A 16215-nucleotide genomic window follows, 5' to 3' on the forward strand; every position below is an offset into this window, starting at 1 on the left:
AGCGTCAGCCGGCGTCGGCGGTGAGTGTGGCGGCGTCGAGACCGAGCACGGTGCCGATCTGCTCGGCACTCACGGGGCCGGCGCGCAGGATCCGCGGTGACGCCCCGGTGAGATCGACGATCGTGGAGGCCGCCTGCTGGGCCGCGGGCCCACCGTCGAGGTACACCTCGACGAGGTCGCCGAGCTGACGTTGGGCCTCCTCGACGGTGACCGCGGCGGGCCGCCCGGAGATGTTGGCGCTGGAGACCGCCATCGGGCCGACCTCGCGGAGCACGTCCAGCGCCACCGGGTGCAGGGGCATCCGCAGCATCACCGTGCCGTTGGCATCCCCGAGATCCCACTGCAGCGACGGCGCCTGCTGCACCACCAGGCTCAGCGCCCCGGGCCAGAAGGCGCGGATGAGTTCGCGGGCGGCGTGCGGCACCGTGTACACCAGACCGTCGATGGTGTGCCACGAGCCGACCAGCACCGGCACCGGCATGTCGCGGCCACGCCCCTTCGCCGAGAGCAGGGCGGCCACCGCGGCGCTGTCGAAGGCGTCGGCGCCGATGCCGTAGACGGTGTCGGTCGGCAGCACGACCAGTCCCCCGCCCTTGGCGGCGCTGACGGCCGAGGCGATGCCCTTCCGGCGCTGCCCCTCGTCGGCGCAGTCGAAGAGGGTACTCATGCGTGTCCTGCCCCTTCCCGCGTTGGGTTGCCCGTCCGGTTACGCACGGCCGTGACGAACCGTGGGCGGCCGGCCAGGTCGGTCCGCGACTCGATGTCCTCGAAAGCTCCGGTGGCCGCGACCAGCGCCATGGTGGGCGCGGCGGTGCTGTCGTCGTGCTCGACGGCGAGCAACCCGCCCGCACGCAGCCACCGCGCCGCGTGCCCGATCACCGGGGCGAGCACGGCCATGCCGTCGGGCCCGCCGAAGAGCGCGTGGTGCGGATCGTGGTCGGCGACCTCGGCATCCAGCTCGGTCCCGTCGGGGATGTAGGGCGGGTTGGACACCACGACGTCGACGGTGCCGTCGAGCTCGGGCAGCAGCGAGGTGGCCGTCCCCGTGTCTGTCACGGTGTCTGTTACGTCGGCCTGGACCAGCCGCACCCCGGTGCCCTCGGCATTGGCCCGCGCATACTCCAGGGCCGCCGGCGAGTCGTCGATCCCGTACACCGCGGCGTGCGGAAACCGCCGCGCCAGGCCGACGGCCAGCGCCGCGCTGCCGGTGCACAGGTCCACGATCGTCATGGGCTCCGGCGCGCCCCCGCGTTCGACGGCGGCGACCGTCCACTCCCACAGCGACTCGGTCTCCGGGCGCGGGATGAACACCCCCGGGCCCACCCGCAGGTGCAGCGGGCCGAACGGCGCACTGCCGATCAGGTGCTGCAGCGGAACGCGGCGCGCCCGCGCGGCCACCAACTCGCGGTAGCGCCGGTCGAAGCCCTCGCCCGGGTCGTCGAGCAGCAGCAGCCGGGAGCGCTCGACACCGGCGGCATGCGCCGCGAGTTCCTCGGCGTCGACGCGCGGGGAGGCGATTCCCGCCGCGGCCAGCGTCCGGGTCGCCGCGGCTATGGCCGACCGGGTAGCCGACCGGGTAGCCGACCGGGTGGCCGACCGGGTCGTGGCTCCGGGGCGGGACTCCGCTCCACGCAACGCGGGCATCAGGCCTGCTGCAGCCGTGCTTGTTTGTCGGCGTCGGCGAGCGCGTCGAACAACGCGTCGAGATCGCCGTCGAGAACCTGGTCGAGGTTGTGCGCCTTGTATCCGATGCGGTGATCGGTGATGCGGTTCTCCGGGAAGTTGTAGGTACGGATCCGCTCGCTGCGGTCCACGGTGCGGATCTGGCTGGCCCGGTCCGCCGACGCGTCGGCCAGCGCCTGCTCCTCGGCGATCGCCTGCAGGCGCGCCGCGAGCACCTGCAGGGCGCGGGCCTTGTTCTGCAGCTGGGAGCGCTCGTTCTGGCAGGTCACGACGATGCCGGTGGGAAGATGGGTGATCCGCACCGCCGAGTCGGTGGTGTTGACCCCCTGCCCGCCCTTGCCGGACGAGCGGTAGACGTCGATGCGCAGGTCGGATTCGTCGATCTGGACCTGCTCGACCTCCTCGGGTTCCGGATAGACCAGGACCCCGGCCGCCGAGGTGTGCACCCGGCCCTGTGACTCGGTGACCGGGACGCGCTGGACGCGGTGCACCCCGCCCTCGAACTTCAGCCGCGACCACACCCCGTCCAGCGAGTCGCCCTTGCTGGAGATGGACAGGGTCGCGTCCTTGTAGCCGCCCAGGTCGGAGGTGACCTCGTCGAGGACCGTCACGGTCCACCCCCGCCGTTCGGCGTAGCGGATGTACATGCGGGCCAGGTCGGCGGCGAACAGAGCCGACTCCTCGCCGCCCTCGCCGGACTTGACCTCCAGGACGATGTCGTCGGCGTCGTGCGGGTCACGCGGGGCGAGCATGTCGGTGAGCGCCGCGTCGAGCTCGGTGACCCGCTGCGCCAGGTCATCGACCTCGGCGGCGAAGGAATCGTCCTCGCGGGCCAGTTCGCGGGCGGCCTCCAGGTCGCCGCGCGCCGACTCCAGCTTGCGGTAGGTCGCAACGATCGGCGCCAGCTGGGCGAAGCGCCGCCCCACCCTGCGGGCGTTGGCGGCGTCGGAGTGCAGTTCGGGATCGGCCAGCTGACGTTCCAGGTCGGCGTGCTCATCGAGCAGCGCGTCGATGGCGGACACGCTTTGCGTCACGATGGCCTCCCGGAACCCTGGGTACGAATCCTCCTGCTACACGAAACCGACGCCCGTCCGGTGCGCCTGGGCGATCCAGGCCCGCGACCGAACGGGCGTCGGCGGTGAAGCTACTTCTCGGCGCCCTTGTCGGCGCCCTTGTCGGCGGCCTTGCGCTTTCCGTAGCGCTTCTCGAACCGGGCGACGCGGCCGCCGCTGTCGAGGATCTTCTGCTTGCCGGTGTAGAACGGGTGGCACTGCGAGCAGACCTCGACGACGATGTGTCCGCTGTCCTTGGTGCTGCGGGTGGTGAACGAGTTACCGCAACCGCAGACCACGGTGGTCTCTTTGTAGGCAGGGTGAATGCCGGATTTCATGGTGTCCTCTTCAATCGTTGGCCGCCGGGTCGCCCGACTCTGACCTGGGTGTTCGGGCGTGAACCGGAACCTGAGGTGGTCGACGGTCGATTATGCCAGGTCAGCCGTCATGCACCCAAAACGCGATGACGGGGCGGCCTATTCCGGGCTATGCCGAACCGTTGCGGGCGCGCTCGGTGTAGCCGCCACCGCGGGCGGGACGTTCCCACAGCCGCCCACCCGCCGGCGCCGACCCGGCGGCGATCAGATCGCGTTTGAGGACCTTGTTGGTGGCGGTGGCCGGCAGCGCATCGGCGATCCAGACGAACCGCGGCCGCGCCTTGGGCGACAGGTCGGACTGTTCGTCGAGAAACCGCCCGAACTCGGCGGGTTCCAGTCGCGCGCCGTCCCGCAGCACCAGCGCGGCCATCACCTGGTCACCCACGCGCTCGTCGGGAACCGGGTAGACCGCCACCTGGTTGACCGCGTCGTGGCGCAGCAGGATGCGTTCGATCGGCGCGGCGGTCATGTTCTCCCCGTCCACGCGCATCCAGTCGGCGGTCCGCCCGGCCAGGTAGATCCACCCGTCGGCGTCCCGGTAGGCCAGGTCCCCCGACCAGTACATTCCGTGTTTCAACCGGTCCCGGGTGGCCGAGCTGTCGTTGTAGTAGCCCTGGAACAGTCCGGCGCCGGAGGTGTTGACCAGCTCGCCGATCGCCTGGTCGGCGTTGGCCAGCGCCCCGGCGGCGTCGAACTCGGCCACCGGGCACTCCCGGAGCGTGTCGGGGTCGTAGATCGCCACGCCCGGGAATCCGCGCCCCACCGAGCCCGCCGGGCAGCCGTCCTCGCGGGTGATGATGACCGCGCCCTCGGTCGACCCGAACCCGTCCCACACGGTGCAGCCGAAGCGCCGACCGAACTCGGCGATGTCGCGGTCGCCGGCCTCGTTGCCGAACGCCACCCGCAGCGGGTTGTCGGCGTCGCCGGGTCGTTCCTCGGTGCCCAGCACATAGGCCAGCGGCTTGCCGACGTAGTTCATGTAGGTCGCCCCGTAGCGACGGACGTCGCCCAGGAAGCCCGAGGCCGAGAACGTCGCCGGGGCCATCGCCGCCCCCGATCCCACCGCCACGCTCCACCCCGCCAGCAGGGCATTGGAGTGGAACAGCGGCATCGAGAGGTAGCAGACGTCGGCCGCGGTGAGCGAGAACCGCTCGACCAGCGCCAGGCCGGCGAACAGGACGGTCATGTGGGCCACCCGCACCGCCTTGGGATCGCCGCTGGTTCCCGACGTGAAGATCATCATGAAGGTGTCGGTGGCCTCGGCCTCACGGTGCGGCCGCAGCGGCCCCGCGCCGGCGCGCAGCCGCGCCCATTCGGGCGACGCGGTGTCGATCACCCGCACCCCGGGCAGGTCCAGCCCCTCCACCAGCCCGCGATGTTCGGTGTCGGTGAGCAGGATCTGGCAGTCGGCGCGCAGGATGTCGCGGGCCAGCGCGTCGCCGCGGCGGGTGTTGTTGATGCCGCACAGCACGAATCCGCCCAGACCGGCGGCGGCCATTGCCGTCAGCATGTCGGGGGTGTTGCCCAGCAGGGTGCCGATGTGGGCCGGCCGCTCCGGGTCGGCCAGCGACAGCAGTGCCGAGGCGGCGCGGGCGGCGTCGTCGAGATGCTCGCTCCAGGTCCACTCCCGATCCCCGTAGCGGACGGCGGTGCCGGTGTCGCCGCGGCGGCGGCGCAGGAGCTGCTGCACGGTCTGGGGAGTTTGGGAAGTTCCGGTCACCGGCCACCACCTCGTCGTCGGGAAGGTGAACAAAATTCTAGATCTGTCTACTGGTGGCGCCACGCGCGCCCCGGACACCGGACGTTCTGCGAAGATATGCCAGAGCAGATACCGCGAGACCCCGAAACCATGAGGAACCGACCAAGGTGAGCGCCGGCCCCGACACCAGACTCCGCACCCCGAGCACCTCCGTGCGCGACCGGCTCATCGACGCCGCCGAGCAGTGCCTGCATGCCAAGGGCATCCGGGCTACCACCGTCTCCGAGGTGGCCGAGGTCGCCGGCGTCTCGCGAGGGTGGCTCTACCGCCACTTCCCGGACAAGGCGGCACTACTGGGCGCGGCGATCGTGCGGCTCAACGACGCCTACTGGGGTGAGGCGCACGCGGTGCTGACCGAGGTGGACGGGCTGGCCGAGCAGATCGCCACCGGGGTGCGCCTGGGGCGCAGCGCCTACGACTCGCCGGGCGCCCTGGTGATGAAGCTGCGCCGCGACGAGCCCGAGGAGTTCGCCGCCTGCGCCGGGGCGGGGGTACAGGGCCTGGTGCCCGACCTCGGCGCGTTCTGGAAGCCGTATCTGGCCGCCGCCGCCGAGCGCGGGGAGATCGGCGTCGACGACCTCGACGAGGCGGCCGAGTTCGTGGCGCGCACGCTGCTCAGCGTCGCCACGGTACCCGGGGCGACCCTGGACGCCGACGATCCCGAGGCCGTGCTGCGCTACCTCAAGCGCTATCTGATGCCGGGGCTGCAAGCTCGCTGATCGCCGTCGGGCGGCCCGCCAGCGTCATCACGATGTCGCGGATGGGCGCCCGGACCTCCCGCCCGCCGCCGACGTCGAACCCGGCGTCCTCGGCCACGAAGCGGATCCCCGGGAGCCGGCGCTGCGGATTCATCGGAAAACGCATGCTCCACAACCGTTCTGCGGAGGCGACCGCGGCCGCCCTCGGCATGGGCCGGTCGATCCGCAGGGGCACGCAGATGTCCTGCCCGTGCACCAGGACGTCGGTCAGGGGGTCGACGTCGGTGGTCATCGGAGGGCGGCGCCGGGATCCGACCATGCTCCGCAGCCGCGCGGTGATCTCGGCCGGGGAGGCCGAATCCTCGCGCGCCATCCGGTCGATCATGGCGTCGAAGCGGAATCCGCTCCGCGCCGCGGCCAGGAGCAGGCGCAGCGGCCCGGCCTGAGACTGGGTCAGATGGGCCGCGGTGTCGCGCACCGTCCAGCCCGCACACAGCGAGCGGGTGGCCCACTGCTCGGGCGAGAGGGTGTCCAGGAGGTCGGCGAGGTCGACCCGCTGTTCGTCGATGATGCGCCAGACGGCGTCGGAGTCCATGTCAGCCTCCCGCGGCGATTTAGTCAGATTTCCTGACTAAATTAGTCAGGAGTCCGTACTAAAGTCAAGGTCGTGGAGCAGCCCAACACCGCCCTGCTGATGTTCGTGGCGCACCGCCACGCCGAGAACCGGGTCTTCGAGACCCTGCGCGCCGACGGTTACGACCTCACGCTGGCGCAGTGCCGCATCGCGCAGCGGCTCTCTCCGGATGGGATCCGACTTACCGACCTGGCCGAGCAGGCCGGGGTGACCAAGCAGACCACGGGCGCACTCGTCGACGAGCTGGAGCGAGCCGGCTACGTGACCCGCCGGGCCGATCCGACCGATGCCCGGGCCCGGTTGGTGGTGCTCACCGGCACCGGGATGCGGCTGTGCGCACGGGCCGCCGCCGAGGTCGCCGCGATCGAGGACCAGTGGCGTGCCCACCTGGGCGACACCGCCTACCGACGGTTGCGGGACAGCCTGATCGCGCTGCGCGAGATCACCGACCCGTACCGGTGACGGGTCCGATTCGGCCGCGTCAGTCGACGTCGTCCGGCGAACCCGGTGCCGTCTTGGAGACCTGCACCAGGAACTCGTAGTTGTTCTTGGTCTTGCGCAGCTGGCTCATCAGCAGATCGATGGCCTGATGCGAATCCAGACCCGAGAGCACCCGGCGCAGCTTGTGCACGATCGCGAACTCGTCCGGGGACAGCAGCAATTCGTCCTTGCGCGTGCCGGACGGGTTGACGTCGACGGCCGGGAAGACCCGCCGCTCGGCGATCTTGCGGTCCAGCTTGAGCTCGGCGTTGCCGGTGCCCTTGAACTCCTCGAAGATCACCGTGTCACCGGTGGAGCCGGTCTCGACCATGGCCGTGGCGATGATCGTCAGCGAGCCGCCGTCCTCGATGTTGCGGGCCGCGCCCAGGAACCGCTTGGGCGGATACAGCGCCGTGGAGTCCACACCACCGGAGAGGATTCGGCCCGAGGCCGGGGAGGCGTTGTTGTAGGCGCGACCCAGCCGGGTGATCGAGTCGAGCAGGACCACGACGTCCTTGCCCTGCTCCACCAGCCGCTTGGCCCGCTCGATCGCCAGCTCGGCGGCCTGGGTGTGGTCCGACGGCGGCCGGTCGAACGTCGAGGCGATGACCTCGCCCTTGACCGAACGCTGCATGTCGGTGACCTCTTCGGGCCGCTCGTCGACGAGCACCACCATGAGGTGACATTCGGGATTGTTGCGGGTGATCGCGTTGGCGATGTCCTGCATGATCGTGGTCTTGCCCGCCTTGGGCGGAGACACGATCAGCGCACGCTGCCCCTTGCCGATCGGCATGATCAGGTCGATCACGCGGGTGGTCAGCTTCTCCGCCGCGGTCTCCAGGCGCAGCCGCTGATTCGGGTAGAGCGGGGTGAGCTTGCCGAATTCGGGACGCTTCTTGGCGTCCTCGACCGGGCCACCGTTGACGCTGTCCAGCCGCACCAGCGGGTTGAACTTCTGCCGCTGGTTGTTCTGCTCGCCCTCCTTGGGCACGCGCACGGCCCCGGTCACCGCGTCGCCGCGGCGCAGGCCGTTCTTGCGGACCATGTTCATCGACACGTAGACGTCGTTGGGCCCGGCCAGATACCCCGAGGTGCGCACGAACGCGTAGTTGTCCAGCACGTCGAGGATGCCGGCGACCGGCTGCAGGACGTCGTCCTCGCGGATCTCGGTGTCACCACCGCCGTCACCACCGCCGGAGCGCTCGCCGCGGCGCCGCCGGTCCCGGAACCGCCGGCCCCGGCGACCCTGACGGCCTTCACCGTCGTCGTCGTTGCCGGAGTTGTTGTTGCTGCTATTCGAATTGTTGTTGTTCGAATTGTTGTTGTTCGAGTTGTTGCGACCCTGCTGGTTGCCCTGCTGATCGCCGGACCCCTGCTGGTCACCGCGACGATCCTGACGGCCCTCGTTGCGGCCGCCCTCGTTGCGGTCACCGGACTTCTGGGCCCGCTCCCCCGCGCCGTCGTTCTGCTTGGGACGGTCACGGTTGTCGCGCTGGTTGTCGCGCTGGTTCTCGGTCCGGCTGTCCTGCTGATTTTCGCCGCCCGGGGATCCGCTCTCGCGGGTGGCCGATCGGCGTTCGCGCCGACGGCCCTCGTCGGGACGGTTCTCGCTCTGGGGCTGCTCGGCGCTGTCCGGGGCGGCCTGCGAGGGGGCGGCCTGCGAGGACTCGTCGCCGCGCCGGCCCGGCTGCTCGGCGGGGGCGCTTTGGGGCTTGTCCTGCGCCGCAGCCTGCGGCGCCTGCCCGGCGGCGCTGTTCTGGCGCTCCTGGATGGCGGCGATCAGCTCGCCCTTGCGCATCCCGGAGGTGCCCTTCACACCGACCTTGCCGGCCAGCGCCCGCAGTTCGGGCAGCACCATGCTGGAGAGGCCGCCACCCCCCTTGGCGCCCTTGGTGGTCGTCGTGGCGGCAGCCTTGGTGGAACCGGTGGAGACCCCACCGGATGCGGAGATGTCTGAATTCACGGACACGGGCAGCTCCGACTGATCGATGCTGCCGGCTGCCGTGATGAGGTCCGTATCAGTCACGGATTTCCTTTCTTCCCCCGCTGTGCGGTCAAGCGGGGTTTCTTTGCGTTCAGCAAACGACCGAACGCCCATGTACACCGTCGGCTTCGCAACGGTGATCGCCGGGATTCGCGGCTGTACGGCGAACCGTCAATTCCACAAAAAGAATGGGTGGTCGTCCTAGTGTCGGCGCAGAAGACGCTGCGATTGCCGGGACGGGACCGAGAATAACCCGCATCCTGATCGGAAGCAAGAAAGCCTCAACGGCGTGTGGCGCAGATCAAGCGGGGATTTTGGCTCCCGAACCCCATCGCACTCCATCGCCGACCGTCATTTCACCGACGACGAAACCTCCCGCAGCGGCGTACTCGAGCACCTCAGGAGGCAGCTCCGCCCTGGTCGTCAGGGCCAGCACCGCCGGCCCGGCTCCCGAGAGCACCGCTGGTATGTCGTAACGGCGCAGCAGCGCCAGATATTCCGACGAGCCCGGCATCGCCGCGGCGCGCTGGGGCTGATGCAGGACGTCCTCGGTGGCCAGCATCAGCAGATCGGGCCGCTCGGTGAGCGCCACGACCAGCAGCGCGGCCCGGCTGAGATTGAAGCGCGCATCCTCGTGCCGAACCTCTTCGGGCAGCAGCACCCGGGTCTCGGCGGTCGAGGAACGCACCTGCGGGATGGCCGGGAAGAGCCGGATGTCGGGATGCAGCCGGATCGGGGCGGCCCCGTAGCGGGGCACGCCAACGTTTCCCGTGGGCGCCTCGGTCCAGGACACCACCGCGCCGCCGAGCACCGCCGCCGCGGCGTTGTCGGGGTGGCCCTCGAACTCCGAGGAGACCTGCACCAGCTGCTCGTCACTGAGCGGTTCCGAGTCCACTTGGGTTGCAAGCCCATTCGCAACAGCCAGGCCACCGACCGCAGCCGCAGCCGACGACCCCAGCCCGCGTGAGTGCGGAATGGCGTTGCGGCACCGCACCACAAGCCCCTGCGCTTGGACACCGCAGGCGGACAGCCCGCGCTGGATCGCCTTGACCACCAGATGGTCAGCGGTCAACGGAACCTGCCCGGCGCCCTCACCCTCGACCTCGACGGAGAGTCCGGATTCCGTTGTCTCGACGATGATTTCGTCGTAAAGGCTCAGCGCCAGCCCCAGCGAGTCGAACCCGGGCCCCAGGTTGGCGCTGGAGGCCGCGACGAGAGCGTTGGCCACCAGACCCGCCGGCAGGGGCCGGGTCGCGCGCGCGCCGTTCATCGTCGCCACGCTCGGACCATGACGCGGCTCCTCCTCGGGCTTGTGCCTCGCCGGCATCGAGGCCACGCTAGACCAATCCCAGCTTCGCCACCACCGCCATGGGGTCGACGGGCACCGCCGTCACCGTGGGCATGCCCTTGAGCGCGGTGTCGGGGTCCTTGAGGCCGTTTCCGGTCACGGTGCACACCACCGACGAGCCCCGGGCCACCCAGCCGTCCTCGACGGACTTGAGCAATCCGGCGATACTGGCCGCCGACGCCGGCTCGACGAACACCCCCTCGGTGCGCGCCACCAGATGGTAGGCGGCCAGGATCTCCTCGTCGGTGGCGGCCACGAAACGTCCTTCGGATTCCTGCTGGGCCTCGATGGCCGTCGACCACGAGGCCGGCGAACCGATGCGGATCGCGGTGGCGATCGTCTCGGGCTCCTTGACCGGCTCCCCGACGACCAGCGGCGCCGCACCGGCGGCCTGGGTGCCGAGCATCCGCGGGCGGGAGTCGATGATCCCATCGCGGTGGTACTCCGAGTAGCCCCTCCAGTAGGCGGTGATGTTGCCCGCGTTGCCCACCGGAAGCGCGTGGATGTCCGGGGCGTACCCCAGCGCGTCGACGATCTCGAACGCGGCGGTCTTCTGGCCCTCGATCCGGACCGGGTTGACGCTGTTGACCAGGGCGATCGTCGGGAAATCGGCGGTCAGTTTGCGTGCCAGTTCCAGGCAGTCGTCGAAATTGCCGTCGATCTGGATGATCTTGGCCCCGTGCATCACGGCCTGGGCCAGCTTGCCCATCGCGATCTTGCCCTGCGGGATCAGCACCGCACAGGTGATCTCGGCGCGTGCGGCGTAGGCGGCGGCCGAGGCCGAGGTGTTGCCCGTCGATGCGCACAGCACCGCCTGCTGGCCGCGGGCCAGGGCGTCGGTGACGGCCATCGTCATGCCGCGGTCCTTGAAGGAACCGGTCGGGTTGAGCCCCTCGACCTTGAGGTGCACCGTGCAGCCGGTGTACTCCGAGAGCCGCTTGGCGTGGATCAGCGGGGTTCCGCCCTCCTGCAGGGTCACCGGGGTCCAGTCGTCCCCGATCGGCAACCGGTCACGGTAGGCCTCGATCAGCCCCGGCCACGGCGTATGCACGCTCACTCCTCCGACCCTTCCATGCGCAGCACGCTGGCGACACTGGCCACCACGTCGAGATCCTCCAGCGCCGCGATCGTGTCCGAGAGCGCGGCGTCGGTGGCCCGGTGGGTCAGCACCGCGATGCGGGCTCCGACGCGTTCACCGCCGTCGTTGACCACACCCTCCTGGCGCACCTCGGCGATGCTGACCTCGCGCTTGGCGAACTCGGCGGCCACCGAGGACAACACGCCCGGCCGGTCGGCGACGTAGAGGCTGACGTAGTAGCGGGTGGGGATGAAGCCGATCGGTGAGATCGGCAGCTTGGCGTACTTGGAGTCGCGGGGGCCGCGGCCGCCCTGCACCCGGTTGCGGGCCGCCATCACCAGGTCACCCATCACCGCCGAGGCGGTCGGCGCACCGCCCGCACCCTGCCCGTAGAACATCAGCCGACCCGCCGCCTCGGCCTCGACCACCACGGCGTTGAAGGCGCCGTTGACGGCGGCCAGCGGATGGTCCAGCGGCACCAGCGCGGGGTAGACCCGGGCCGAAACCCGTTGCTGGCCCTCGTCTGTGGCGATGCGCTCGCAGATGGCCAACAGCTTGATGGTGCAGCCCAGCGCCTTGGCCGACTCGAAGTCCTCGGCGGTGACCTTCGTGATGCCCTCGCGGTAGACGTCGTCGGCGGTGACCCGGGTGTGGAAGGCGATGGAGGCCAGGATCGCGGCCTTGGCCGCCGCGTCGTAGCCCTCGACGTCGGCGGTGGGGTCGGCCTCGGCGTAGCCGAGCGCGCTGGCATCGGCCAGCGCCGAGGCGTAGTCGGTACCGGTGTCGTTCATCGCCGACAGGATGTAGTTGGTGGTGCCGTTGACGATTCCGGCGACGCGCAGCACGGTGTCACCGGCCAGCGACTGGGTCAGCGGGCGGATGACCGGGATGGCCCCGGCCACGGCGGCCTCGAAATACAGGTCCGCGCGGGAGTTTTCGGCGGCCTGGGCCAACTCCCCGGCCGACTGCGCCAGCAGCGCCTTGTTGGCGGTCACCACCGACTTGCCCTGCTCCAGGGCGGACAGGATCGCCTTGCGGGAGGGCTCGACGGGCCCCATCAGCTCCACGACGATGTCGACGTCCTCGCGTGAGACCAGCGCGTCGATGTCGTCGGTGAGCAGCTCGACGGGGACGCCGCGATCCGGGGCCACCCGGCGCACCCCGATTCCGCGCAGCTTGAGCGGCGCACCGATGCGGGCGGCCAAATCCTCGGCGCTGTGCTCGATCATCCGCACAACCTCGCTGCCGACATTGCCCAACCCCAGCACCGCCACGCCGACGGGCTTGTCGTCAATCGCCACGGGTCACCTCACTTCCAGACTGAGTAGATCGTCGACGGTCTCCCGGCGCAGAACCAGCCGGGACTCTCCGTCGCGCACGGCCACCACGGCCGGGCGGCCGAGCAGGTTGTAGCGGCTCGACATCGAATAGCAGTAGGCCCCGGTCGCGGCAACCGCGAACAGGTCACCGGGCTCGACGTCACCGGACACCCAGGTGTCGCGGACGACGATGTCGCCGGTCTCGCAGTGCTTTCCGACGATGCGAGCCAGCGTGGCGGGCGCGTCGCTGACCCGCGAGACCAGCCGGGCCTCGTACTCGGCGCCGTACAGCGAGGTCCGGATGTTGTCGCTCATCCCGCCGTCGACGCTGACGTAGCAGCGCGACGCGGTGGGGCTGATCGCGACGTCCTTGACGGTGCCGACCTCGTAGAGGGTGACGGTGCCGGGCCCGGCGATGGCGCGACCGGGCTCGACGACCAGGCGCGGCGTGGGCAGGCCCACCGCCGCCGACTCGTCGCGCACGATGGCCCGCAGCTTGTCGGCGAGTTCACCCATCGGCGGCGGATCGTCCTGCGGCAGATAGGAGATCCCCAGTCCCCCACCCAGGTCCACGGTCGCGATCTGGGCGGTCTTGTCGACGCCGAACTCGGCCACCACGTCGCGCAGCAGACCGATCACCCGGTGGGCGGCCAGCTCGAAGCCGGCCACGTCGAAGATCTGGGAACCGATGTGGCTGTGCAGGCCGACCAGGCGCAGATTGTCGGTCTCGAACACCCGCCGCACCGCGCTCATCGCCGCTCCGCTGGCCAACGACAGCCCGAACTTCTGGTCCTCGTGCGCGGTGGAGATGAATTCGTGGGTGTGTGCCTCGACGCCGACGGTGACGCGGATCAGCACGTCCTGCACCACGTTCGCCTCGCCGGCGACCACGTCGAGACGCTCGATCTCGGTCATCGAGTCGACCACGATGTGGCCCACCCCGGCCTTGACCGCGGCCGTCAGCTCCTCGACGGACTTGTTGTTGCCGTGGACGGCGATTCGTTCCGGCGGGAAACCCGCGTGCAGCGCCACCGCGAGCTCACCGCCGCTGGCGACATCCAGCGAGAGCCCCTCCTGGTCGATCCAGCGGGCGATCTCACTGCACAGGAACGCCTTGGCGGCGTAGTGCACGTTGGCGCCGCCGCCGAAGGCCGCGGCGATCTCGCGGCACCGCGAGCGGAAGTCGTCCTCGTCGATGACGAACAGCGGCGTGCCGTACTCGGCGGCCAGGTCGGTAACCCGCACACCGGCTATCGACACCACACCGTCGTCACCGCGGACGAGGTTGCGCGGCCAGACATTCGGGGCCAGCAGCATGACCTCGGACGCGCTCGCGGGGCGCGGCGGGGCACCGGCGTGGTGCACCTCGTCAGCGTGACGGGGACCGGCGGGGTGGGCGTTCACATGCGCTCCGGCGCGGTCACGCCCAGGATGCCCAGGCCGTTGGCGATCACCTGGCGGGTAGCCTGGCACAGCGCCAGCCGGGCGGTGTGTAGCTCGGTGGGCTGCTCGTCACCCTGCGGCAGCACGCGGCAGGAATCGTAGAACCGGTGGTAGTCCCCGGCCAGGTCCTCCAGGTAGCGGCACACCCGGTGCGGCTCGCGCAGCGAGGCCGCGGTCTTGAGCACCCGCGGGAACTCACCCAGGTTGCGGATCAGCGTGCCCTCTTTGTCGTGGGTGAGCAGCTGCAACTGTGCGGTGTCGGCGATGACGCCGAGTTCGGCGGCGTTGCGGGCCAGCGCCGAGAGCCGCGCGTGCGCGTACTGCACGTAGTAGACCGGGTTCTCGCTGGACGCGCTCGACCACAGCTGCAGGTCGATGTCGATCGGGGTGTCCACCGAGGAGCGGATCAGCGCGTACCGCGCGGCGTCGACCCCCAGAGCGTCGACGAGGTCGTCGAGGGTGATCACGGTGCCCGCACGCTTGCTCATCCGCACCGGCTGCCCGTCGCGGACCAGGTTGACCATCTGGCCGATCAGCACCTCGACGGTGTCCGGGTCGTCGCCGAGCGCCGCCGCGGCCGCCTTGAGCCGCGCGATGTAGCCGTGGTGGTCGGCGCCGAGCATGTAGATGCACAGGTCGAAGCCGCGCTCGCGTTTGTCCAGGTAGTAGGCGAGGTCGCCGGCGATGTAGGCGGGCTGGCCGTCGCTCTTGATGACCACCCGGTCCTTGTCGTCCCCGAACTCGGTGGTGCGCAACCAGGTTGCGCCGTCCTTCTCGTAGATGTTGCCGGTCTCGCGCAGCCGGGCGATGGCCTGGTCGACCCGGCCGGTGCTGTGCATCGAGTCCTCGTGGGTGTACACGTCGAAGTCGGTGCCGAACTCGTGCAGCGAGGTCTTGATGTGGTCGAACATCAGGTCCACGCCGATCGCGCGGAAGGTCTCCTGCTGCTGGTCGGCGGGCAGGCTCAGCGCGTCGGGGGCCTGGGCGAGCACCTGGGTGGCGATGTCGGCGATGTAGGAGCCGGCATAGCCGTCCTCCGGCGTCGGCTCGCCCTTGGCGGCGGCCACCAGCGAGCGGGCGAACCGGTCGATCTGGGCGCCGTGGTCGTTGAAGTAGTACTCCCGGGTGACCGCGGCACCCTGGGTGCTCAGCAGCCGGCCGAGTGCGTCGCCGACGGCCGCCCAACGGGTGCCGCCGATGTGGATGGGCCCGGTGGGGTTGGCCGAGACGAACTCCAGATTGATCTTCTCGCCCGCGAGGGTGTCGGAGTCGCCGTAGTGGGCCCCGGCGCCGATGACGGCGTCGACGATGGTGTTCTGCGCCGAGGCCTCGATGCGCAGGTTGACGAACCCCGGGCCGGCGACCTCGGCCGCGGCGATCCCCTCCGCCCGGGTCAGCGCCTCGGCCAGCCAGCCGGCCAGCTCCCGCGGGTTGACGCCCGCCTTCTTGCCCAGCTGCAGCGCCAGGTTGGTGGCGTAATCCCCGTGCTCGGGGTTGCGCGGGCGCTCGACCGTCACGGTCCCGGGCAACACGGAGGTGTCCAGGCCGCGTTCGGCCAGCACCGCGGCGGTGGTGGTCTTCAGCAGCTCGGCCAGATCAGCGGGGGTCACGGGGGTCCATCCTATGGTCTGGGGTGGTCAGCACCCGAATCCATTACCGGTGTACGAAGCACGCCGCCGGATGCGTTAGGCTGTGCAGGCCCGATGGCGCAAGTTCCGCGCCCCCGTAGCTCAGGGGATAGAGCGTCTGCCTCCGGAGCAGAAGGCCGCAGGTTCGAATCCTGCCGGGGGCACCACGTCTGACCTGGTAAAACAGGTATCACGCGGCGCTTATCGTTCGACGAACTGTTTCTCGGCGCAATCTCGCCGGTGAATCTAGAGGGTATTTCACGGCGAGTGTCGGGCGCCCATTGAGCCGACACCACGCCTTCCCTCAGGGGGCTGGTGAGAAGTCGAAGAGACCGGTGTGCGCACCCGGAGAAATCGCCCCTGAGCAGGTGCAGAGTGCCTACCATTCGAAGGTGAACACCACTCGATTCCTGTACCTCGTCGTCGGTGGCGTCCTTGCGGCATCGGCCGTCTTCGGCGCTCCGACCGCTGTGGCTCAACCCGACCCCGGCGACCCGATCACACCGGGCAGCCCTGGCGCTCCGGAATCTCCCAACGACCCCAGATGCATCGCCCAGCCAGGCAATGGGGTGTGTACCGGTGGCCCGTATGCCGCAATCACACCGAGCAGCCCTGGCGCTCCGGAATCTCCCAACGACCCCAGATGCATCGCCCAGCCAGGAAATGGGGTGTGCGCCGGTGGCCCGTATGCCTCCCCAATCGGCACGCCCCCCGGCTCACCCCCCGGAACAA

At 70.1% G+C, this 16215-nt stretch carries 14 protein-coding genes and 1 tRNA gene; 3 read left to right on the forward strand and 12 right to left on the reverse strand.

Translation table 11 applies throughout. The features are described from left to right. Nucleotides 1–4 precede the first annotated feature (4 nt). From CSR00_RS23340 to fadD1, 5 genes are all read right to left on the reverse strand, one after another. The gene (locus CSR00_RS23340) at nucleotides 5–667 is read right to left on the reverse strand and encodes an L-threonylcarbamoyladenylate synthase (RefSeq protein WP_099024799.1); all 663 of its coding nucleotides are present in this window, start codon (nucleotides 665–667) and stop codon (nucleotides 5–7) included. Then, nucleotides 664–1644, reverse strand: coding sequence for a peptide chain release factor N(5)-glutamine methyltransferase (gene prmC, locus CSR00_RS23345; RefSeq protein WP_099024800.1), 981 nt, complete (start codon nucleotides 1642–1644; stop codon nucleotides 664–666). The genes CSR00_RS23340 and prmC overlap by 4 nt, the downstream gene beginning before the upstream one ends. Continuing rightward, nucleotides 1644–2717, reverse strand: a complete 1074-nt coding sequence (gene prfA / locus CSR00_RS23350; protein ID WP_099024801.1) for a peptide chain release factor 1 — start codon at nucleotides 2715–2717, stop codon at nucleotides 1644–1646. Before prfA ends, prmC begins: the two co-directional genes overlap by 1 nt. Before the next feature lie 110 nt (nucleotides 2718–2827). After that, nucleotides 2828–3073, reverse strand: coding sequence for a 50S ribosomal protein L31 (gene rpmE / locus CSR00_RS23355; RefSeq protein WP_099024802.1), 246 nt, complete (start codon nucleotides 3071–3073; stop codon nucleotides 2828–2830). 148 nt (nucleotides 3074–3221) lie between these two features. Next, nucleotides 3222–4832 carry a fatty-acid--CoA ligase FadD1 gene (gene fadD1, locus CSR00_RS23360; RefSeq protein ID WP_099024803.1) on the reverse strand — a complete coding sequence of 537 codons (1611 nt, stop codon included), beginning with the start codon at nucleotides 4830–4832 and terminating at the stop codon, nucleotides 3222–3224. Nucleotides 4833–4978: 146 nt separating this feature from the next. Here fadD1 and CSR00_RS23365 point away from each other — a divergent pair, with 146 nt between their 5' ends. Continuing rightward, on the forward strand, nucleotides 4979–5590 hold the full coding sequence (locus CSR00_RS23365; RefSeq protein ID WP_099024804.1) for a TetR/AcrR family transcriptional regulator: 612 nt from the start codon (nucleotides 4979–4981) through the stop codon (nucleotides 5588–5590). Here CSR00_RS23365 and CSR00_RS23370 read toward each other — a convergent pair. Then, nucleotides 5553–6164, reverse strand: a complete 612-nt coding sequence (locus CSR00_RS23370; protein WP_099024805.1) for a maleylpyruvate isomerase family mycothiol-dependent enzyme — start codon at nucleotides 6162–6164, stop codon at nucleotides 5553–5555. The genes CSR00_RS23365 and CSR00_RS23370 overlap by 38 nt on opposite strands. Nucleotides 6165–6263: 99 nt before the next feature. Between CSR00_RS23370 and CSR00_RS23375 the strand changes: the two genes are divergently transcribed. Then, nucleotides 6264–6665: a MarR family winged helix-turn-helix transcriptional regulator gene (locus tag CSR00_RS23375; protein WP_099024816.1), complete on the forward strand. Its 402-nt coding sequence runs from the start codon at nucleotides 6264–6266 to the stop codon at nucleotides 6663–6665. A 19-nt stretch (nucleotides 6666–6684) separates the two neighbouring features. On the opposite strand, the gene rho is transcribed toward CSR00_RS23375, so the two are convergent. The 6 genes from rho to argS all read right to left on the reverse strand — a co-directional run bounded on the left by rho (nucleotide 6685) and on the right by argS (nucleotide 15465). Continuing rightward, entirely contained in the window at nucleotides 6685–8709 is a 2025-nt protein-coding gene (gene rho, locus CSR00_RS23380; RefSeq protein ID WP_099024806.1) for a transcription termination factor Rho, read from the reverse strand. A 259-nt stretch (nucleotides 8710–8968) separates the two neighbouring features. Beyond that, nucleotides 8969–9937, reverse strand: coding sequence for a homoserine kinase (thrB, locus tag CSR00_RS23385; RefSeq protein ID WP_099024817.1), 969 nt, complete (start codon nucleotides 9935–9937; stop codon nucleotides 8969–8971). A 67-nt stretch (nucleotides 9938–10004) separates the two neighbouring features. Continuing rightward, on the reverse strand, nucleotides 10005–11066 hold the full coding sequence (thrC, locus tag CSR00_RS23390) for a threonine synthase (protein ID WP_328514758.1): 1062 nt from the start codon (nucleotides 11064–11066) through the stop codon (nucleotides 10005–10007). A 2-nt stretch (nucleotides 11067–11068) separates the two neighbouring features. Further along, a complete protein-coding gene (locus CSR00_RS23395; protein WP_099024808.1) occupies nucleotides 11069–12394 on the reverse strand; it encodes a homoserine dehydrogenase in 1326 nt (441 codons plus the stop codon). 3 nt (nucleotides 12395–12397) lie between these two features. Further along, nucleotides 12398–13816, reverse strand: a complete 1419-nt coding sequence (gene lysA / locus CSR00_RS23400) for a diaminopimelate decarboxylase (protein ID WP_099024809.1) — start codon at nucleotides 13814–13816, stop codon at nucleotides 12398–12400. Then, nucleotides 13813–15465, reverse strand: a complete 1653-nt coding sequence (gene argS, locus CSR00_RS23405; RefSeq protein WP_099024810.1) for an arginine--tRNA ligase — start codon at nucleotides 15463–15465, stop codon at nucleotides 13813–13815. Before argS ends, lysA begins: the two co-directional genes overlap by 4 nt. A gap of 109 nt (nucleotides 15466–15574) precedes the next feature. Here argS and CSR00_RS23410 point away from each other — a divergent pair. Next, nucleotides 15575–15650 (forward strand) — tRNA-Arg (locus tag CSR00_RS23410). The last annotated feature ends 565 nt before the right edge of the window (nucleotides 15651–16215 follow it).

It is taken from the genome of Mycolicibacterium palauense (genome assembly GCF_002592005.1).
In the GTDB taxonomy this organism is placed as follows: domain Bacteria; phylum Actinomycetota; class Actinomycetes; order Mycobacteriales; family Mycobacteriaceae; genus Mycobacterium; species Mycobacterium palauense.